Consider the following 21,953-nt stretch of genomic DNA (forward strand, 5'->3'; position numbering starts at 1 on the left):
AGCTAATCTATTTTATCAACAACCAGGTCGCCGAAATGCAGGCCTTTATCTATTGCAGGATTGCCTTTATAATGAACCTGCGCGCTGCCAAAAGCAGTGATCTTAATCCTGTCTGAAACATTCAGTTTAAAATCGGCTTCGCCATAAGCAATTACACGGCTGGTGTTGCCATTAATAGCAAGGCTATTTATTTTGCCTTCGCCATAACAGGTATATTTCTGGTTTTTAACCGTGCCGGATTTTATATGCAGCGAACCATCGCCATACATAATACTTGAAAGCTCGTTTGCATTCATTTCTTTAAAGGTAACATCGGGCTCGCCATACATTCTCAACACAAACAAATCGCTTTCAACCGGCCCTGCACACAGTATGGTTTCCTCACCGCGAACAGAAAGCGCTTCCAGCGTTTTATAGGTTATAGTAGCCGTTACGGATGTTTTAGGATACAATGAATAAGTTTCCGTATATCCATCTTTATATTCCTTTTCATTCTTCGGAAAATCTTTAGCGCCATCCAGGTAAATACGAAGTGTATTGTTATCTACCTCAATATGCAGCTTGTTTTCATCCACCTGTATATCATCAATCTTTACGCCTTCTTCATTACCCTGCACTAATGAAACCTGTATATAAGGGCTTATAATAACTTTACTGAAATGGCTGACTTTTTTTGTTTGCGCAATAACCGTACTGGCTATAAGCAATAACAATGCTGAAAGAAAAGCTTTAACTAAGTTCATGATTATTTTTTTACAATAATGTAAACGGATTACCTGTTTGTTTGTTACACGTAACGCAGAATATTTGATGCATTAATTCAGGGGTTACAAGCTGTGAGCGCTGAGCCACGAGCTGCGAGCCCCGATTACTCATCGTTCATAACCCAGTTCATTATTCCGTTCTCAAACTCTTTACGGGGTTGGCGATTGCTGCTTTTATTGATTGAAAACTGATAGTAATTACCGCAATTAAAACGGTAGAAAATCCTGCAATTATAAATATACCCGCACCAATATCTATTCTGTATGCGTAGCCTTGCAACCATTGATGCATCGCCCAATACGCAACCGGAACAGCGATAATGAATGCAATTATAACAAGCGTTAAAAACTCTTTCGATACCAGCAGCCAAACATTTTGTACAGATGCGCCCAGCACTTTTCTTATACCGATCTCTTTTGTGCGCTGTTCAATTACAAAGGCTGATAAACCAAATAAGCCAAGCCCCGCAATGATGATAGCAATAACGGCAAATGCAGAAAATATTTGCTGCGTTCTTAATTCACTTGCATACAGGGCGGCAAAATTATCATCCAGAAAGGTATAGCTTAAAGGACCCTGCGGATTAAAGGCATTCCATTTTGTTTTGAGATCATTTAAAAAACCGGGAATATCATTCGTTTTTATTTTAATGATAAGCCCGCCGTAATTATTGCCAAGCATCATCATTAAAGGCGCAATTTTTTGCTTAGCTGATGTGTAGTTAAAATCTTTTATTACACCAATAACTTTAAATGCTTTCTGTCCTGAACGCACAATCGTTTTTCCAACAGGATCTATTTTATTCCAGCCCAATTCATTCACAGCCGCTTCGTTAATAACAACAACTTGTGAATCTGTAGAAAAAGCTTTTGAGAAAAATCTTCCCTGCTTCATTTGCATGCCCAATGTTTTCAAATAATCATAATCAACATGATAAATATTCATATGGATTTCTGCGCCATTGCCGTTCTCATTTACAGGATGCACCTGCGTTCCATCCATCATATCACTTCCCGGAACATATCTTGAAATGCTTGCTGCAACCACACGGCCATCCTGTAAAACCTGCTGCCTGAATGCATCCTGGTTATTACCCATCAATCTTCCGTCAGGCAGGAATAAAACCTGCTCTTTATCATAACCAAGCTTTTTGTTTTGCATATAATTTAATTGCTGATAAACAATTATAGTGGCAATTATCAATGCAGTTGAAACAAAAAACTGGAACACGATGAGGCCGCTTCGTAAAATATTTTTTTGTTTGCCAGCACTTGCTGATCCTTTTAAAACCTTAACAGGATTAAACGACGATAAAAAGAAGGACGGATAAACGCCTGCAACAACGCCCACTAATAACACCAGGATAAGCATGAAGGCTATGGCCTTATAATTAAAAAAAGAGCTGACAGTTATTTGCTTACCAGAAAGCTGGTTGAAATAAGGAAGTAATAAAATAATAAAGCCAGCAGCAAGCAACATAGCACAAAAACTCATTAACACAGATTCGGACAAAAACTGTTTTATCAACTGCATTTTTCCTGAACCCATTACTTTTCTTATGCCAACTTCTTTTGCTCTTTTTACAGAACGCGCTATAGAAAGATTGGTAAAGTTTACGCAGGCAAGTAATAAGATGAAGAGCGCCAGTGCAGAAAAAATATAAACATATTGAATGTCGCCATTCGGTTCCAGTTCATATTTGGTATGGGAATATAAATGTATATCAGTAACAGGTTGTAGTGTAAAAACAAAAGTGTTCACAGATTTTTGCGCTTCGGCCAGGCTAATGCCCATATCCCGCTGCACTTCTGGTACAATGTATTTAGCAACAAGCTGCTGAAATTTTGCTTCCAGCTTTTTTGGGTCGGCATTTTTATTGAGCAATAAATAAGTGAACATGCCAAGGTTGCTCCAGGTGGGGTTTGTTACATGCCATGTAGAAATGCTTATCAGCGCATCAAAATGAAAATGTGAATTAGATGGCATTTTATCGAATACGCCGGTTACTTTATACACCGCATCATGCAAACCAATTACAATTGATTTGCCCAGCGCATCTGCATTGCCAAAATATTTCTTTGCGAATGCTTTTGAAATAACAACACTGTTTGGCTGAACCAGCGCTTCTTTATCACTTCCTTCCGTTAAAGGGATAGAAAACAGCTGCAGGAAATTACTGTCTGCAAAAGCAAGTTTATCTTCTTTAAATTGCTTATCATCGTACTTTACAAAATCTTTTGCCGGCGCCATTCTTGCAAAAGATTTTATTTCAGGAAAAGCATTTCTCATCCCTTCACCCACAGCAAAATCAACATTGGGATAAACAGCAACATCGCCATTGCCTGTAACATTTAAATTAACACGATAAATATTGTTTGCATCTGCAGCATACCTGTCATAACTCAATTCATCATACACAAATACTGTTATGAGCACAAAGCAGGTTAAGCCAATGGCCAACCCAAAAATATTAATGAATGAAAAAGCTTTGTTACGGGTAAAATTCCGCAAAGCGGTTTTGAGATAATTTTTAAACATAAAAGGTGTTTTTTAGCTACAGGCTGTGAGCTTTAAGCCGCGAACTTCAAGCCTGTAACAACACGTTATTCAATTTATCATTGTTTTACTTATTATTCATTACTGATCATTCACCACTTACTTATTCGCTTCGCAATGCTTTAACCGGATTGGCAGAAGCGGCCCGCACGCCCTGCACGCCAACGGTTATTATTGATATAAATAAAACAGATAATCCAGCCAATATAAATACCCAGAATGAAAGCGAAGTATGATAATCAAACTTATTCAGCCAGTTATTCATGGCCCACCAGGATACGGGCGTTGCAACGAGGAATGAGATCAATACCAGCAATAAAAATTCTTTTGACAACAAAGCGGTAAGTCCCCACACCCTTGCCCCCAACACTTTTCTAACACCTATTTCTTTTGTACGCTGTTCGGCAGCAAATGCAGATAAACCTAATAAACCAAGGCAGGAAAGAAAAATAGCCAACCCGCCAAAAATATTAGCTATAGCACCCAGCACCTGTTCATTCTCATATTTTTTGGCCACATTATCTGCTACAAAAGCAATGTCTGGTGGAAAAGCAGGATTTAATTGTTTCAATTCAGTCCGCATTTTTTCCAAAGCAGCAGTAATATTATTTGCGGGGTTCAGCCTTAACGAAAGATATTGGGGAGACGTTGAATAGAATACAATCATCGGGTTTACTTTATAATAAAGCGAGCCTTTTGTAATATCTTTAAATACGCCAACAACAGTGTATTTTGTTCCATCACCATCGGTAAGCACAGTGCCAACCGGCGACTTTAATTTCATCACCTGCATAGCCGTTTCGCTGATGAGGACATTGGTGCCCGTTGTATCTGAAGGATACCCCCTGGAAAAGTCGCGGCCCTGTATAAATGCTGTACCAAAAGTTTTCTGAAAATCGTATCCTGCGCTCAGAAAATCAATTAATACTTTTTCATTTTCCCGTTTGCCCGGCCAATTAAAACCCCACCCGTTATTACCGCCCTGCGTTATGCTCATGCTGGTACCGGTAGCCGCCGTAATTATATTTTGCCTGTACAGGTTGTTCAGTAATACATCCTTATGCTTGCCAAGTTCGCCTTCCATCTTTATCTCCACCAGGTTATTTTTATCGTAACCAAGCGGTTTATTACGGATATAATTAACCTGTTTATAAATACAAAAAGTAGCCACCATGAGAAACATGGCCGTAGAGAACTGCAACACCACTGTAGCCTTTCTTACGGTTACAGCAGATCTTCCGTTTGAAACTATCCCCTTTAATACCTTAACAGGTTTAAATGAAGAAAGATAAAATGCGGGATAAGAGCCGGCAACCAGGCCTGTAAATATTCCTATGATGATAATACCCGCCCAAAACCGGCTATCGGAAAAAGGTGATGCAATATTTATTTTTAAAAGTGTATTAAAATAAGGAAGGCTTAGAGAAAGCAACAGCAGTGAGAGCAGCAGCGCAAGAAAAGTAACCAGGTACGATTCCGCAAGGAAACGCAGTATAAGCGAGCCTCTTTCAGAACCTATGGCTTTAAGAATACCAACTTCCCTTGCCCTCTTTTGAGACCTTGCAGTGCTAAGGTTCATAAAGTTAATACAGGCTATTAACAGAATAGCTATTGCAAGCCCTATAAATAACCGCACCTGGCTGATAGCGCCGGAACCAGTAGGCTTACCGTTTTCAAACTCACGGTATAAATGATTTTTGGAAAGCGGGAAAAGAAATGCTTCTGCCTTATAACCGTCCTGATGGGCCATTATCATTTTCCGCACAAGGCCATCAGCCCGTTTAAAATCTTTCTCTGTGTTTAGCTGTACATACGTATCAGTAAAGTTGGAACCCCAGCCGCTGTTTTTTATCCAGGGTTGTTCGTTTTCCAGCACGTGCCAGGGCATCACATATTCAAACTGAAAATCGGAATTGGCATAAGGATCGGCTACTACAGCAGATACAACGAGCGGCATAGAATCGTTGCGTGTTACTATTTTACCCATAGGATTATCCTTGCCAAAAAGTTTTTGCGCAAAGCTTTCCGTAATAACAATATTGTCGGGTTTGCTTAAGGCTGTCTTTGCATTACCATACAAAAAAGCGAAACGGAACATTTCAAAAAAAGCGCTGTCGGCATGAAGGCCATTGCCACGAAAAATATTGTCTTTATAGCGCATTAAGCCGCCGGCAAAATAGGAAACAGAACGCACCGCTCTTTTTACGCCTGGTATTTCTTCTTTAATGGCGCCGGCCAGCGGGCCGGGCGATACCTGGTAAGTAAACACATTGTTTTCGGCAAACTGGTTGCTTTCTGTAACATAGATGTTTTCAATATCATCAAACTGCTTATTCCAGCCAAAATGATAGTTGGCATACAGCAACAATAAAACGCAACTCGTTAATCCAATACCTAAGCCAAGAATATTCACTATGGAAAAACCTTTATTTTTCATCAGGTTCCGCCATGCAGTTTTTAAATAGTTTTTAAACATAGAAAGTATTTTTAGCTGTGAGCTGTGAGCCTGTAGCATTATGCTGTTTAATTTATCATTATTTTACTCATTATTCCGTTCTCAAACTCTTTACAGGATTGGCGATTGCTGCCTTTATTGATTGAAAACTGATCGTTAATAATGTGATGATAATTACTGAAAAGCCTGCAATCAAAAACACAGAAGCGCTAATATGAATACGGTATGCAAAACTTTGCAGCCATTTATTCATCATCCACCACGATACAGGAAATGCAATAAGCAACGAGACTAAAACGAGTTTTAAAAAATCTATTGAAAGCATTGTTGTGATGTTGCTTACAGATGCGCCAACCACTTTTCTGATACCAATTTCTTTTCTTCTTTTTTGCGCCGTAAATGCAGCTAATCCAAACAAGCCAAGGCATGAAATAATAATTGCTAATGCTGCGAAGTATTTTGATAATGCTGATACTCTTGTTTCGCTTTCATATTGTTGCTGATAAGCTTCATCTAAAAAATTAAATGTAAAAGGGAAGCCGGGGTTAAAGCTTTTATACAAACGTTGAATAGCATTGATTGTTGCTTGTTGATGCGCACTGTTTATGCTTGCAGTAATAGTTCCGGCCTTTGGAACAATATGCAAAACAGATGGTTTTATTGCTTCGTGCATTGACTCAAAATGAAAGTCTTTTACAACGCCAATAATCTGCATATTCTTTCCAAAGAACCTTACTGTTTTACCAACAGGGTTTTTCATACGCATTGCTTTAACGGCTGCTTCGTTCACAATTAGCGCTGATGAATCTGAACCGTAATTTTTTGAAAAGCTTCTTCCTTCTTTTATATGCATGCCCATTGTTTCAATAAAATCATATCCGGAACCAAAAATTTCAAATACAACATCATCATTTTCGTTTTCTCCGGGCCACTGCAAACCATCAGATGCATAGTTGTGACCAACCATACGATGGTCTGTTGCGCTTGCATTCCTAACACCGGGAATCTTTTTTAGCTCTGCAATAAATGCATCTTGTTTTGTGCCAAGATTGCCTTCTGCAGCTATTCGCAGCAAATTATTTTTATTGTAACCCGTGTCTGCATTTTGAATAAATTGTATTTGCTGATAGATGATAAATACTGCAACAATTAAAACAGTTGATAATGTAAATTGAAAAACAACCAAACCTTTTCTTGATAATAATTCTGCTGCAGATGTATTCAACTTTCCTTTTAAAATTGCGAGTGGATTGAATTTAGAAATATATAACGCAGGATAACTTCCCGCAGCAAAGCCGGTGATTAAAGCAATGCAAATAATACCGGCAATCATCTGCCAGTTAAAATGCAATGAAATATTTTTCGCCGTTATCTCATTAAATGCTGGCAACAATAACATTGCAATTACAATTGCTAATAACATTGCAAGAACAGTAAGTAAAAGCGACTCAGTTAGAAACTGAAATATTAATTGTTTTCTTTCTGCACCGACCACTTTTTTTATTCCCACTTCTTTAAACCTGCGTGCAGCTTTAGCAGTAGAAAGATTCATGAAGTTGATACATGCAATCACCAGCACAAACACAGCCAGTAGTGAAAATAATTTTACGTATTCAATTCTTCCGCCACTCTGTACATTTCCATTATAATTATTGTGCAGGTACACATCAGAAAATTTCATAGGAAAAACTTTTGTGCCTGTATAATCAGTATTCTTCGTGATTACATTTGAAACATTTTTTTTGAAGAGCTCAGTATTTGCTTTTGGCTTTAACAATACATAATTTAACGGCCCGGTGCTATGCCAATCCTTTACCCAGGCACTTACTGTTCCCAAATAATCAAACGACAACACAAAATCAAATTGCTGCGAAGAATTAGCGGGCATTTTTTTAAATACTCCTGATACAAAAAATGTTGTATCATGATTAAAACTTACAGACTTGCCAATAAGATTGTTAGTAGTTCCAAATAATTTCATTGCAAGCTCATCACTCAGTACAATTGAATTATTATTTGCCAGCACATTATTCCTGTTGCCATCAAGCAATGAAAAAGAAAAAATATTGAAGTAATCTTTTCCTGCATACTCACCATTTGCCTTAATGTTTTTATCGTTAGCAGAAAGCGTAATTTGAGGAAACCAACCTGGCGGCGCAACCGCAGCAGCATATTCAACTTCAGGTGTTGATATTTTTACTGCATCACTTAATCTGCCCGAAGATTCCTCTGAATAAGCAACATCACCATTATCATTACTTCTTTGCTCAAACAGTTTATAGATGCGATCGTTATTTGCAAAGAATTTATCATAACTTAATTCATCATTCACCCATAGAAAAATAAGCAAAGCACAGGCAAGTCCGGCAGATAGCCCAAGTACATTTAAAAATGTAAATTGTTTATCTTTTAAAAGATTTCGCCATGCGATTTTGAGATTTGTTTTAAACATAGAAGTTGATTTCTGATGTAACGATTTGTTGATGTCTCATTTTATTTTATTTTATTCAATCCATTAATCTATTAATCCGTCTAAATCTTCGGTTCAGATTATTCCATTCTCAAACTCTTCACAGGATTTGCGATTGCTGCCTTTATTGCCTGGAAGCTTACGGTTATTAATGCAATCAACATAATTACTATAACTGCTACAGCGAACATCCACCATGACATATTTATTCTATAAGCGAAATCCTGAAGCCATTTACTCATTGCCCAATAAGCCAGCGGCGTGGCAAGTATAGTTGCTATAATTACTAACTTCAAAAAATCTTTACTGATCAATTGTACAACGCTGCCAACACCTGCACCAAGCACTTTCCTGATGCCGATTTCTTTGGTCTTTACCTGCGTCGTATAAGTGGCTAATCCAAACAAACCAAGACATGAAATAAAAATAGCTATCGCTGCAAAAGTGGTAAACAGCGTGCCGGTACGCTGTTGCGACTGATAATGCGATTCGAAAGTCTTATCAAGAAAATCGTAAGAGAAGGGTGCATTGCTTGCATATTTTTTATACTGTGATGCTACTGCTTTGATAGCTGCCTGTGCACCGGCACCTGTTGTGCGTACATATAAAATGTTTTTCAATCCAGACGTTCTTATTACCAAAGGGCCAACAGGGTCTTTCAGCGATTTGAAATTAAAATCTTTTACTACACCTACTATTTCTCCATCAGCAGTGCCGTAGCCAATTTTTGTTCCGACGTAGGGAGGTTTTAAACCCATAGCTTTCACAGCAGTTTCATTCAAAATATATTTGTTATCGTCAGAAGGCGTTCCCGTAAAATTTGTTCCTGCAATAAACCGGTACTTCATCGTAGGTATGAAGTTTTTATCCGCCTGTACGCGCCACAGCAGAAACGGAACATCATCTTTTTTTCCATCCCACATAATATCTCCTGAAACCTCTGTTACATTGGTAATGTCGCTTGCGCTGCTAAATGAAACATTTAATATGCCTTTTTGCAATAGCAATTCATTCTCTATTGCATCAGCATTTTTCGTTGCTTCGTCGGGAAATGAAACAGTAAAAACATAGTTCTTATCATACCCCAAATCTTTATTGCTTATATATTTCATTTGCTTTCCCATCACAATGGTGCCGACTAACAATATGAACGAGATTACAAATTGAAGAACGACCAATGATTTTCTGAATGAAGAAGTTTTAATACCCAAAAAACTTTTATCACGCACCGCGCCTAATGGATTGAACGATGATAATAACATAGCAGGATAAATGCCGGAAATAAGTATCGTTCCTAACAGTACGAAAAACCAAATTTCCAACATGGAAAAGTTAGACAGCGAAAGCATTAATTGTTCGCCTGTAATGCTGTCATACAATGGCTTCAATAAAACAATTAAGGCAATTGCGATGAAAATAGCCAACATGAATGTCAATACGGTTTCAGTGATGAATTGCAAAAACAACTGCCTTCTCTTTGCGCCAACGATCTTTTTTATACTGATCTCTTTAATTCTCGTAAGCGCACGGGCAGTAGAAAGGTTTACATAATTAATGCTTGCAATAATCAATATTAATATGGCAACAAGCGCCATTATTCTTACCATTTGCAATGCGGAATTATCGCCGTCAATTCCTGTAAGATGCAGGTCGCCTAAGTTTTGCAATTGAAAAGTTGTTTGAGCCTGGCCTTTATTCATTGCATTAAATGAATGCGTAAGTTTTGTTTCAATAGTTGACTTATTTGCGTCCGGATTTAGCAGAAGAAATGTTCTGAAACTATAATCGTTTACATCTTCATCTATTGTTTTCCAACCATGATTGCCGCCATGAGCTGTGAACTGCTGCGCATAATAATCTACCGGGAAGATAGCATCGTATTGCAGGGAAGAGTTGTGCGGGAAGTCTTGCAAAACTGCGGTTACTATAAAATTGTTTTTATCAAACCGCACCATTTTGCCAATGGCATCATCTGTACCAAATAATTTTTTAGCTGTTGATTGTGTGAGTGCAACAGAATACGCATTCGGTAAAAAACCATTACGGTTACCATGCAATAATTTGTAGTTGAAGAAGTTTAAAAAATTACTTTCCGCATAAACAATATTGTTATTGTCAAATACTTTTGTCTGATCAATATTGGATAACACTTTATCAGATAGTGTTGGATTTTCATTCTCACTTACCAATCTTAAAGCTGCAATTACACCGGGAATTTTTTGTGACATGACAGCTAATGGTCCGGGCGCTCCCTGCCAGGCAAGTGATTTACTTTCTAAAGTAATGTGCGAATTTAACTGGTAGATATTTTTATACTGTTTATTAAACTTATCATAACTAAATTCATTTTGCACCCAGAGCAGCAGCATAATTCCCGTTGCCAATCCCACAGCCAGCCCGCATACGTTTATGACACTGTAAAATTTACTGGCTTTTAAATTTCGCCACGCGGTTTTAAAATAAATTTTTATCATGTCTGTTTGTTTGAGCCAATAGCTATTTGTTATTCCGTTCTCAAACTCTTTACCGGGTTTGCGATTGCTGCTTTTATTGCCTGGAAGCTTACGGTTATTAATGTTACCATCAACGCACCAACACAGGACACAATAAATATCCACCAGCTTATATCGGTTTTATAATTGTAATGCTCTAACCAGCCGGCCAAATAATACCAGGCAAGCGGAATGGCAATTAAACATGAAATGCCCACCAGCAATGCAAATTCTTTGGAAAGCATCTGCCATAAATTAAACACGGAAGCACCCAGCACTTTGCGCACGCCAATTTCTTTCTTGCGTTGTTCTGCCACAAAAGAGGCCAGCCCAAATAATCCAAGACAGGAAATGAATATGGCAAGAATGGTAAAGAAAGTAGCCAGCCTGCCAACGCGCTGTTCATCGGCAAACTTCTTGGCATATTCTTCATCATTGAATGTGTAATCGAAAGGAGAAGACGGGTTGTATTTTTTAAACACCGCTTCAATTTTGCCAAGCGCATCTTTTACGCCAACTCCGGGTTTTATTTTCACGGAGATCACATTTGCCCAGTTGGGATCATACAGGAAAACAGTTGGTGTAACAGGCTGGTAAGGCGACTCCATTACCATATCTTTTATCACACCCACCACCGTATAATTCTGGTCATTAAACTGGATGTTTTGACCAACGATATCGCGTTTCATATTAATAAGCTTAACAGCAGCTTCATTCAATATCATTCCCAGGCTGTCTGTTGCAAAATCTTTGGAGAAATCACGGCCTTCTTTTATTTGCCAGCCAATGGTTTTGCCAAAATCAACCGTTACGGCAATTGTTCCAAATGAGGGCAGGGAATTAGGATCTTTTCCCTGCCAGTTAAAACCAATCTGGTTAGAATACACCGCTGTTGTGGGGCTTGAAGATTCGGCCATGTTTTCAACCACGCCGGTCGCAATTAAATCACTGCGAATGGCATCGTAATGGCCATATAAATCGGGGGTAGTCATAGGGATGGTTATCAATCCTGCTTTATCATAATTCACAGGCCTGTTTTGTGCAAACTGAATTTGCTTATACACGATGATAGTTCCTATAATTAAGGCGATGGAAAAAGTAAACTGCACAATCACCAATATCTTGCGTGGCAGCGATGCATACTTACCCACACGGAATGTGCCTTTTAAAACTTTTATGGGCTCGAATTTAGATAAATACAATGCCGGGTAACTGCCCGAGATCAAGCCTGTTATTAATGTAAATGCAGTGGCAAGCAGCCAGAAAAGGCCATTGTTCCAGGGGAGGCTGATATTTTTATCTGCCAGTTTATTAAACATAGGCAACAGCAATACAACCAGCAATATCGACAGCACAAAAGAGAGAAAGGCAACCAATACAGACTCGCTTAAAAACTGGCCTACCAACTGACTTCTTACTGAGCCAACTGTTTTGCGTATGCCTACTTCTTTCGCCCTTTTTTCGCTGCGTGCGGTAGATAAATTCATAAAGTTGATACAGGCCAGCAGTAATACAAACACGCCAATTACGGCAAACAGCCACACAAATTGTATCCGGCCCGTTTCTGCTTTTCCATTTTTAAATTCGCTGTACAAACGCCATTTATCCATGGGATGAATAAACGCTTCTTCCACACCATCAGTAGCTGCATTTTTATGCGCCATCACCACATTTTTAATCTTAGCTGTAAGCTTTGCAGCATCTATATTATCATTCAATTGCACAAAACATTGCCATGAATGGTTGTTCCATTGTGTTGCCGCCCGCTTCAGCCAGTCTTCGGTAGTGATATATTTTTTCCAGGGCAGGAAAAGTTTGGCGTCGTATAAGGTAGTGTTATGTGGAAGATCTTCAAATACACCGGCCACCTTAAAATCATTTTTGTTATCAAAGCGAATGGTTTTATTAATGGCATCTTCATCGCCAAACAAAGATTTTGCAATAGAAGCGCTGATTAAAACAGAAGACGGGTCATTCAGGGCATTGATGTTTCCCTTTATCATTTTAAGGGAGAGCATAGAAGGAAAATTGCCTTCTACCCACATACCCCGGCCGGTTATTTTTTTATCGCCTACACCCAGCACATGGCCAAAATTCCAGGAGGCCATTGATATATTCTTAAAATCGCTGCCGTATTTACTGCGCAGTTCTTCACCAACCGGCATAGATACCGCAGGCCCTGTTTCTTTAGTGCTGTCGTTATCCACAAAAGTCGTCATGAGTTGCGCAAGCTGCTTATGATTGGCGTGATAGTTATCGAACGTAACCTCATCCGATATCCATAAACCAATTAACATGGCTACAGCCATGCCTGCTGCCAGCCCAACAATATTGATGGCAGAATATACTTTGTTTTTAACAAGGTTTCGCCAGGCGATTTTAAAATAGTTTTTAAGCATTGTTTGAACCGGGATTTATTTGATTTAAATAATTTTCGCTGATTTTTAGCCCTTCAGGCTTAACAGCCTGGCAGAACTTAAGCAAGGACGGAAAATAAAGGCAAGTGCAATGCCATGGCGAAAACGGTTTATTTTCAATTGATTACAAAAACAACTGCAGGAAAACTGTACGAAATCGTACAATTGATTATTTGTTTGCGGACAGTATAAAGAGAGAGACAGGTTAAAAAAAAGTGCCACGAAAGCACCAGGGAACGAAGGCATGACCTGGAGGATATGCTTCGCAATTTGTGCTTTGGTGGCAAGTTGTTTACTATGTCTTCTAAATCATTTTCTAAAATCAGGGTAAGGGAGGCCTTTCCCGGTTTCACAAAGCAATTTCAGGCTCCTGAAAAAAAGCGCCCAATCAAAACTGCAGGATGCAAATTCCGGTGTGTAGGCAGCCCATCCATCGTGATGAAACAGCAACACCGTGCCTTTGGCATGCGGTATCAATTCAAATGTAAGCGTTGTTCCTACCCAGTCTTCAAAACCTTTAAGGCAACGCCATTGTACCTTACTGTATGGCTTAAGTTCTTCTATCCTTATTTCCTTAAAATAGTCAGGGCCAAAAGCAAACCGCATAACATTACCCACTTCCGGTTTTGCTGTCGTTTCGGTTGTCCACCAACCAGCCAACCCTTCCTGCGTGGTTATAGCTTCATACAATTTTTCTGCAGGTGTTTCAATAAGCAGCCTGTGAAAAATGCTTTTTGTGTTTGCCTGGTTTAATGCATTAAACGTTGCGGATAAAGTTTCACCTGAACCTGTTTCTTCACTATCCTTTGGCGTGGCTTTGCCTTTACCTGTCAGAATAAGCGCTTTCAAACTATCTTGTATATAATGCGTCCATGCATCGTGGCAAACTTTAAAACATTCATACGAAGGCACCAGCCCTTTATGTGTGAAGGCCAATTGCGTTTTACCTTCTTTTTCACTGATCTCAAAAATTATATCTGTTCCTTTCCATTCGTTTTTATCTTCCGTAAAAGAAAAATAATTATCCAATACATGCCAAACCACTTTTTTACCGGGAATAAGCTCAGTGATTTTTATTTTACACCGATGCACATCCTGGTAATGATATAAAAATTCACTATTAAGTTTGATTGTATCGCCCTCAATATTTTCAGACCACCAGCCGCGTACATTATTAACGGCATCAAAAACCTGCTGTGGTGATGCGTCAATCAAAATGGTTGTTGTAAAATCTTCGTTTTTCATAATCCTGCTTTTTATATTAAAAATCGTTTTGCATTTTCAGTAATTTTTGAGATTCAAAATTATTGGCAGTTAATCACCTGGCAGGGGTGTAAAACAGACTTTATAATGGGTTGATTTAGACAAACAAGGTTTTTAACTTTGTAAGAAATTAAGAGGCTTCGTTGCATATCTTTTTAAGATGATCTTATTTAAACCAATTATATGAAACACCTCACCATATTAGTACCAAATGCACAAACAGGGCCTAATACCTTATCATGCATTATTGGCGCATGGCACGTTTTTACAAGCGCCAATGAGTATTGGAAAAACAAGGGAAAGCAGCAGGTTTTTACTATCAGGCTGGCCGGTGTTTCCGAACAATCAGATTTTGTAAACGGTTTATTGACCGTTATGCCGCAGGCAAATATTTCATCCATTCAAAAAACAGACCTGGTTATTATTCCTGCCATACAAGGGGCGTTCAAACAACTCCATAAAGAGAATATAATATTGGTAAACTGGATGCGGGAGCGGTATAAAAAAGGCGCTGAACTTGCCTGTATGTGCACGGGCGCTTACCTGCTGGCTTCAACGGGATTGCTGGATAACAGAAGCTGCTCTATTCACTGGAATGCAGTGGATAATTTCAGGAATTTATTTCCCAGAGTAATTTTAAAAGCAGAAAAATTAATAACCGATGAACAAGGCATTTACACTAATGGCGGCGGTTACTCTTTTTTAAACCTTTTGATTTACCTGGTTGAAAAATATTATGACAGGCAAACGGCCATTTATTGTTCCAAAATATTCCAGATAGATATAGACAGGCAAACACAATCTGATTTTGTAATATTTACCGGGCAAAAAACGCATGGGGACGAAGTAGTGAAAAAAGCGCAGGCATATATTGAAAGCAATTTTTATGAAAAGATTTCTATGGAAAATCTCTCAAAAAAATTTGCTGTTGGAAGAAGGAATTTCGACCGGCGTTTTATAAAAGCCACAGGCAATACGCCTGTTGAATATTTACAAAGGGTGAAAGTTGAATCGGCAAAAAAAGCATTTGAAACCAGCCGCAAAACCATTAATGAAGTAATGTATGAAGTGGGGTATGCTGATGTAAAAGCATTCAGGGAAGTGTTTAGAAAAATAACCGGCATGTCGCCGCTGGAATACAAGGATAAGTATAATAAAGATATGGTGCACATGTAGTGCAGCAAACCACTGAAGCTTAAAAATTTATTCCCTTAAATGTTGCATGCCCAGCCTAAAAAACGATATAATAACCGGGCCGTATTCCGGCCCGTTTGGGGAAAATACGGGGATTTTGCCTGAAAAATTGAGTAGATTTGCAACAAGGCCTGCAATTAAGTTATGGGTTAATTTGAACGATCGTACCTGGGATAAATATATTGTTTATTAAGACTTGCTAACCTGATAGTTCTCCGCTTAAATTTCTGCTGAAAAATATTGAAAGTATTTTTTATTCAACTATACATTATGTCTTATACCAACTTTTATACTAATGATGTATTCATAAGTTACGCTCATGCTGATGATGCCGGCATTTTAGGTTCTGATAAAGGATGGGTTTTAAATTTCGTTGATGACCTGGAAAAGTCTTTGGCAATGAAACTGGGCAAGAAAGAAAACGAAACACCTTTTATATGGAAAGATGAAGAACTGGAACGCAACAAATTGCTTACCGATGCATTGGTCAATGAATTAAAAAAAACGGCGGTTTTTTTAATCATTATGTCGCCTTCCTATTTAAAATCAGACTGGTGCGGAAAAGAGCTGAAACAGTTTTTGGAAATTGCACAAGACAAAAATGCATCAGGCAGAATATTTATTGTTGAAATAGATGAACTGAACAGGAATGAATATCCCACTGAAATAGATAAAAACCTGTTAACCTATAGGTTTTGGACGAAAGAAAAAGGTTCAAAAGCCAAAACATTAGGCATCCCCAAACGCGATAATGAAGAATATTATACGCGGCTGATTGATATAAGAAATGACCTTGCAAAAGAATTAAGCCGCATAAAAGATTCAGCAAATACATTGCAAACGCAACCAACTTATAAAAGCACTATTTTCCTGGCACAGGTTACAGATGATTTGGATGAAAAAAGAGAAGAAATAAAAAGATATTTAAAAGACAGCGGATATAAAATATTGCCTGAAGATAACTGGTATGCAAAGGAAAGTTTTAATGAGTTGAGTGAAGACATAAAACAAAACTTAAACCAGAGTTCGTTGTATGTGCAGCTCTTAAGCAATTTGCCGGGCAAAAAAATATTAAACACTGAAAATACCCTCGTAAAATTTCAGTTTGAGATGGCCCAAACATCCGGAAAAAAAATGCTTATTTGGCGGCCTTCAAATTTTAATACAGAAGATGTTACTTCGCCGGAACATAAAAAAATATTAGAGAGCGAATATGTAAGAACAGGCATTTTTGAAGAGTTTAAGGCAGCTATTACAACCGCACTTCAACCTGCACCAGCGCCACTACCGCCGGCGCCCGGCAATTCAAAATTCCTGTATATCTGTACCGATGAAATTGATAAAGACTATTGCGAGAACACCATCTTAAAAATTATAGACGAAAGAAACCAGGAAATAGAAACCAATAACATTCAAAAGAATAAAATTGATTGTTTCTTTCCCCTCGAAAATGCCAGCTCGCCGGATTCAAGAAAATATAATGATGATAGTTTTTTAATAAGCGATGCGGCACTGTTTGTTTATTGTAATTCCGATCCGAGTACCGTATTAAATCAAATAAATTATTGCCGCAAAATAAACATCCGCCGGAAAGAGCCTTTCGATATAGTTGCGCTTTACGACGGGCCGCCAACAGCAAAAAACCAGATTCCTTTACGTATGGCAAGCCTGCGGTTTACCTATTTAAACTGCCGGGAAAATTTAAAAGATTTTACCGAAAAATTTTTAAATATACTTTAATATGCTAAGTGAAGCTTTACAAAAAACAGACGTTGACCCATATCCGGGTTTAAGAGCTTTCACGCCGGAAGAATCGCATTTATTCTTTGGAAGAGAAGAGCAAATAGATAAACTGTTGGAAAAGTTAGACCAGTCGCATTTTGTAGCGGTTGTTGGCCCTTCCGGTTGCGGAAAATCTTCATTGGTAAAAGCCGGGTTAATTCCAGCTTTGAGAACAGGCTTCTTTCTTAACGCAGGAACAAAGTGGCGCATCGCAGAAATGCGCCCGGGCAATGATCCCTATAAAAATTTATCCTCTTCCATAGCAAAGGCATTTGGCAATAGCAATATTTCTTTAGAGTGCATGAAGGCTGAATTAAAAAGAAGCCCCCAGGGATTATTGGAAGTTATTAAATCTGAAATGCAGGTTAATAAAGGAAATTTTTTATTGGTTGTAGATCAATTTGAAGAATTATTCAGGTATAAACAAAATAACAATATTGATGAAGTAACCAGCTTTATAGCACTTTTAATTGCTTCAGCTAACCAGCATGAAATTCCAATACACATCATTCTCACCATGCGGTCTGATTTTTTGGGTAACTGCTCGCTGTTTTTAGGATTACCTGAAATATTAAACGACAACCAGTTCTTAACACCACGCTTAACACGGGAGCAAACAAAAGATGCTATTGAAGGGCCGGCAATGGTTTGCGGCGGGAGGCTGGAGCCTAAACTTGTTACCAATCTTTTAAATGATATAGGTATTGACCACGATCAATTACCGCTGCTGCAGCATGCTTTAATGCGCATGTGGAACCTTGCTAAAAAAGAAGAAGAGCATTCAAATAACAATCCCGTTGAAACAAATGATGAATTTGTTTTAACGCTGGATTATTATAACAAAATCGGCAGGTTAAATGAAGCATTGTCGCAGCATGCCAATGAGATTTTTGATATTGATCTTAATAAATCGCAAAGAAGAATCGCAGAAGCGCTATTTAAAAGGTTATCAGAAAGAAACGCTGAACAAAAAGATAACCGCCGCATAGCAACAGTAGAAGATATTGCAAAAGTTGCCGGCGTTGATGCAGATGAAGTAATAAAGGTTGCCGATATATTCAGGAAAGCGGAAAACAGTTTTTTAATGCCGCCTCCGGAAATTGATTTAACGCCCCAATCATTTCTTGATATTTCTCATGAAAGCCTTTTACGCCAATGGGATAAAATGAAAGAATGGATAACAAAAGAATATGATGATGCCACCTTGTTTAAAAGATTGGAAGCTGATGCAAATGATTATTTTAATGAAAACGGAGAATTATTAACAGGGATTGATTTACATAATACAACTAACTGGAGGAATAAAAAAAATATTAATGAGGAATGGGCTTCGAGATATGCTGATGGCTTTAAAAAGGTGGATGATTATATAAAGAAAAGTGCTGCCCGAAGCCGCAATAGAAAAACCTTAAAAGGCGGGTCTGTTTTACTTGGAGTTATTGCCGTTCTTGTTACCCTGGGTTTAACGGCGCAAAGCAGGATTAAAAGAGAGAAAGCGGCAACACAATCTGAAATTCAGCGACGGTTAGATTCAGCCAATGCGCAGGCCGAGTTGCAGCGAAAAATAGATTTGGTGAACGTGCAGTCACAAAGAATACTGGATTCAACAGAAGCCAAAAGAAAATTAGATTCGGTGAACATCCAGTTCAAAGCCGAAACACAGCGAAAATTAGATTTGGCTGATGCTAAACGAAAATTAGATTCGGCAAATGCGTTGCGGGAATTTGAAAAACAGCAAAATGATTATTTATATAAACACGTTTCAGAAATTTTACAACTGGTTGATGAACCATTTTATAAATCTGGCTTAATGGATTCCACCCATAGGAATATGTTTACAGACAGTTTGGTTAAACTGAAATATAAAGATCAAAAAATAAAGGAATATGAAACCCTGCTCCAGGATTTAAATACCGCAACAAATATTTATGAAGTGGCGCAAAAAAGCCCCAATGAAGGATTATTAAAAGCCATGCAGTTTGACAGCACATCAAAAACCGATGTAAGTAAATTAGTGCTTAACTATATTGCAAAAAACTTTTTCTTTTACACACAAGACACCACCTTACTAAAAACCGGTCTTGATTACAACACCCGTTCTGCATCAGCCGTATCAAACGAGGGAAAATTATTTGCCATTAAGCTTGATGATACAATAAAAATCTTCAATATTAACGACAACGGGTTGGCATTATCGAAAAACATTTACATAAATACAACCCAGGAAACGAGTACCAATTTCAGCAAAAATTACACCGGCATATTAAATGGAATAAACACGCTGACCTTTATAAAAGAAGATAGCTTAGCAGCATTGATTAATAATATCATCTATCATATAAATATTAAAAATGCAGGCGTGCAGCCTGTAGTTATTCCCGATCTTAATAAGACCAGTGCAGAAAAATATTATGTAAGTTCAATATCCCCGAATGCAAAAAAACTGGCAACAGATTATAAAGATTATAATGTAAAGATCCGGGACATTGATAACCCAGCCGATACAATGATGATTAAACTTGATCAGGCCGATGGTCTTGTTTATAACATAAACTTTTCTGCCGATAATAAAAGAATGATCATAAAGCAGAGAGATAAATATAAAATCTTCACTTTAAGTGATTCGGTTAACAGTAACCTTAATAAAACGTATCTCTATGCCAATTTTACACCGGATAATAAATATATCATAGTACAGGAAAGAGAAGGATTTCTCGACCTATACGATGCAAATACCGATCGCAAAATCAGCTCTGTCAACTTTCCTGAAATTAACATTGATACATTTAAGAATTCCACCATTGCCCTGGCTGCACTTTCTCCCGACTGGAGGAAGATGATTATCAAAACCAATATCTATAAAAATTTTATATACACTTATAATACTTACTATTTTCAAAGAAATGATAAAGACTCTATTTTTTATTTCAACAGAAAAGTTAAAGACACCGCAAACGGCAAGCTGATCAAACTGAATTATTTAAATAGTGCTAACATTTTTCTCAACAACAATAACATACTAAGTTTAAATTCTGACTATTACGACGACTCAATCAAGGTATGGAAAAAGCCTGGTGACATTAACAGCTCGCAGTTAAGTTCATTTATCGGGGAAATAGCAACTCTAACGAATACAACTGAAAAGCTTGAGAACAGTACAATAGATATTGATACCATCACAAATAAGGATGAATTGATAAGGGCTGCAACGTTCGCACTGCAAAAAGATGCAAGGTATCTTCAAAAACAAACACTCTATAATGCTAAAAAAGTATTTGGCAGGCTTGCCGCACTGGATACAGTAAATTATCTTTACGATTACCGCCGGCTGAGCCTCAATTACTACACATATTACCGGGATACCACCGAACGACTAAAAGATTTAAAAAAGATTACTGCTGCTGAAGAGGTTTTATTAGAATCAAATCCGGAAGATTCACTCAAGCAAATGCTTTCATCAGACTACTGGAATTTATCATGGTACCTGCTCTTTGAAAAAAATTTAGATTCTGCTGCTGTTATGCATGCGGTGCTCAGAGGTTTACAACTGTATGACAAAAATACAGGTATCAATACAAATCTTGCACTTGCCTATTTGCTTACCGGGCAGTGTGAAAAAGCAGATTCTGTTTACCGTAAATTCAAAGGCCAGTCATATTTATCTGATGCAAGAAAATTTACCGAATCTTTCCAGCAGGATTTAAATGATCTTGAGGATGCAGGCATCATAACAAAAGAAAAGAAAGAAATTTATGATCATGTGCAACGAATACGGCAGTTCTTAAAAAATGAAATAAGCGTACTAGATTGTAAACCTTCATCCAAATAAAAAAAATTCAGTAGCTGCATATTTTTAGCATTCTAAGATTTAATGCTGCAGAACAGTTAAGTTCGAGAAATCGCCATCTGAGCCGTTGCCCACCCAAAAACCAATCTTTCCTGTTGTATAATTTGCCAGCGGTTTTACAACAAGAGATGGCGTGTTATCATTATTTACATACGCTGATATTTTATCAACTTCAACCACAACCCTTACATGAAACCAGCTTGAGGGTTCAATAGATTGGGTTAATGCATTTTCATATTTTCCGGGGAAATTTTCGCGCAGGTAAGACCATTCATATTTAGGCAGGCAGATGTATTGAACTGAATGGCTTTTTCTTATTGCATCTGCAGCCAGAAAGTTAAATGGCCGGAAATACACGGCATCGAAACTGCTGTCATCAATGCCGTGAAATGCAATACCCACAAAGCTTTGCTGCATTACATCTTTTCCCATAACATCCAATTCAATAATGCCAGTTGAAAAATTAATGGTTTTTAGCCACGCCACGCCATCTCCTTCTGCCGCATCAAGATGCACAATTTTTTTATTCGCTGAATCATGCACAATAACATGGCGATTAATTACTTCAAAGTTGTCTGCAGAAGAAATATCAACAGACTGTGCTTGTACAAGATTTGCACAAGACACAAAGGCAACAACAATAATTGCAATTGATTTATACATAACAATTGAATTTATTGATAACAAAATCTTTTGAAAAGTTTAAACTTTC

The 21,953-nt window shown here is 37.9% G+C and carries 11 protein-coding genes; 3 read left to right on the plus strand and 8 right to left on the minus strand.

Annotated features, from left to right (window positions below; translation table 11 throughout):
* Positions 1-2 precede the first annotated feature (2 nt).
* The 7 genes from ACTHN6_RS12020 to ACTHN6_RS12050 all read right to left on the minus strand — a co-directional run bounded on the left by ACTHN6_RS12020 (position 3) and on the right by ACTHN6_RS12050 (position 14,400).
* On the minus strand, positions 3-743 hold the full coding sequence (locus ACTHN6_RS12020) for a head GIN domain-containing protein (protein WP_440436005.1): 741 nt from the start codon (positions 741-743) through the stop codon (positions 3-5).
* A gap of 151 nt (positions 744-894) precedes the next feature.
* Positions 895-3,303, minus strand: a complete 2,409-nt coding sequence (locus ACTHN6_RS12025; RefSeq protein ID WP_440436006.1) for an ABC transporter permease — start codon at positions 3,301-3,303, stop codon at positions 895-897.
* A 121-nt stretch (positions 3,304-3,424) separates the two neighbouring features.
* Complete coding sequence (locus ACTHN6_RS12030) at positions 3,425-5,797, minus strand: ABC transporter permease (protein ID WP_440436007.1); 2,373 nt, start codon at positions 5,795-5,797, stop codon at positions 3,425-3,427.
* 70 nt (positions 5,798-5,867) lie between these two features.
* Positions 5,868-8,228 carry an ABC transporter permease gene (locus ACTHN6_RS12035; protein WP_440436008.1) on the minus strand — a complete coding sequence of 787 codons (2,361 nt, stop codon included), beginning with the start codon at positions 8,226-8,228 and terminating at the stop codon, positions 5,868-5,870.
* 98 nt (positions 8,229-8,326) lie between these two features.
* A complete protein-coding gene (locus tag ACTHN6_RS12040; protein WP_440436009.1) occupies positions 8,327-10,720 on the minus strand; it encodes an FtsX-like permease family protein in 2,394 nt (797 codons plus the stop codon).
* Between the two features lie 29 nt (positions 10,721-10,749).
* Positions 10,750-13,137, minus strand: coding sequence for an ABC transporter permease (locus tag ACTHN6_RS12045; RefSeq protein ID WP_440436010.1), 2,388 nt, complete (start codon positions 13,135-13,137; stop codon positions 10,750-10,752).
* A 327-nt stretch (positions 13,138-13,464) separates the two neighbouring features.
* On the minus strand, positions 13,465-14,400 hold the full coding sequence (locus ACTHN6_RS12050) for an SRPBCC family protein (RefSeq protein WP_440436011.1): 936 nt from the start codon (positions 14,398-14,400) through the stop codon (positions 13,465-13,467).
* A 201-nt stretch (positions 14,401-14,601) separates the two neighbouring features.
* On the opposite strand from ACTHN6_RS12050, the gene ACTHN6_RS12055 reads away from it, so the two are divergent.
* From ACTHN6_RS12055 to ACTHN6_RS12065, 3 genes are all read left to right on the plus strand, one after another.
* Positions 14,602-15,594, plus strand: a complete 993-nt coding sequence (locus tag ACTHN6_RS12055; protein ID WP_440436012.1) for a GlxA family transcriptional regulator — start codon at positions 14,602-14,604, stop codon at positions 15,592-15,594.
* 288 nt (positions 15,595-15,882) lie between these two features.
* Entirely contained in the window at positions 15,883-17,352 is a 1,470-nt protein-coding gene (locus tag ACTHN6_RS12060) for a toll/interleukin-1 receptor domain-containing protein (RefSeq protein ID WP_440436013.1), read from the plus strand.
* 1 nt (position 17,353) lies between these two features.
* Complete coding sequence (locus ACTHN6_RS12065) at positions 17,354-21,223, plus strand: nSTAND1 domain-containing NTPase (protein WP_440436015.1); 3,870 nt, start codon at positions 17,354-17,356, stop codon at positions 21,221-21,223.
* A 39-nt stretch (positions 21,224-21,262) separates the two neighbouring features.
* Here the strand turns inward: ACTHN6_RS12065 and ACTHN6_RS12070 are convergent, their stop codons facing one another.
* Positions 21,263-21,904: a hypothetical protein gene (locus ACTHN6_RS12070; protein ID WP_440436016.1), complete on the minus strand. Its 642-nt coding sequence runs from the start codon at positions 21,902-21,904 to the stop codon at positions 21,263-21,265.
* Between the last annotated feature and the right edge of the window lie 49 nt (positions 21,905-21,953).

Source organism: Parafilimonas sp. (assembly GCF_051953455.1).
In the GTDB taxonomy this organism is placed as follows: Bacteria; Bacteroidota; Bacteroidia; order Chitinophagales; family Chitinophagaceae; genus Parafilimonas.

Bases quoted from the DNA above. Each gene is read 5' to 3' on its own strand.
- ACTHN6_RS12050 (WP_440436011.1), bottom strand. From the start codon at position 14,400: ATGAAAAACGAAGATTTTACAACAACCATTTTGATTGACGCATCACCA.
- ACTHN6_RS12060 (WP_440436013.1), top strand. From the start codon at position 15,883: ATGTCTTATACCAACTTTTATACTAATGATGTATTCATAAGTTACGCT.
- ACTHN6_RS12065 (WP_440436015.1), top strand. From the start codon at position 17,354: ATGCTAAGTGAAGCTTTACAAAAAACAGACGTTGACCCATATCCGGGT.
- ACTHN6_RS12030 (WP_440436007.1), bottom strand. From the start codon at position 5,797: ATGTTTAAAAACTATTTAAAAACTGCATGGCGGAACCTGATGAAAAAT.
- ACTHN6_RS12040 (WP_440436009.1), bottom strand. From the start codon at position 10,720: ATGATAAAAATTTATTTTAAAACCGCGTGGCGAAATTTAAAAGCCAGT.
- ACTHN6_RS12035 (WP_440436008.1), bottom strand. From the start codon at position 8,228: ATGTTTAAAACAAATCTCAAAATCGCATGGCGAAATCTTTTAAAAGAT.
- ACTHN6_RS12070 (WP_440436016.1), bottom strand. From the start codon at position 21,904: ATGTATAAATCAATTGCAATTATTGTTGTTGCCTTTGTGTCTTGTGCA.
- ACTHN6_RS12055 (WP_440436012.1), top strand. From the start codon at position 14,602: ATGAAACACCTCACCATATTAGTACCAAATGCACAAACAGGGCCTAAT.
- ACTHN6_RS12020 (WP_440436005.1), bottom strand. From the start codon at position 743: ATGAACTTAGTTAAAGCTTTTCTTTCAGCATTGTTATTGCTTATAGCC.
- ACTHN6_RS12025 (WP_440436006.1), bottom strand. From the start codon at position 3,303: ATGTTTAAAAATTATCTCAAAACCGCTTTGCGGAATTTTACCCGTAAC.
- ACTHN6_RS12045 (WP_440436010.1), bottom strand. From the start codon at position 13,137: ATGCTTAAAAACTATTTTAAAATCGCCTGGCGAAACCTTGTTAAAAAC.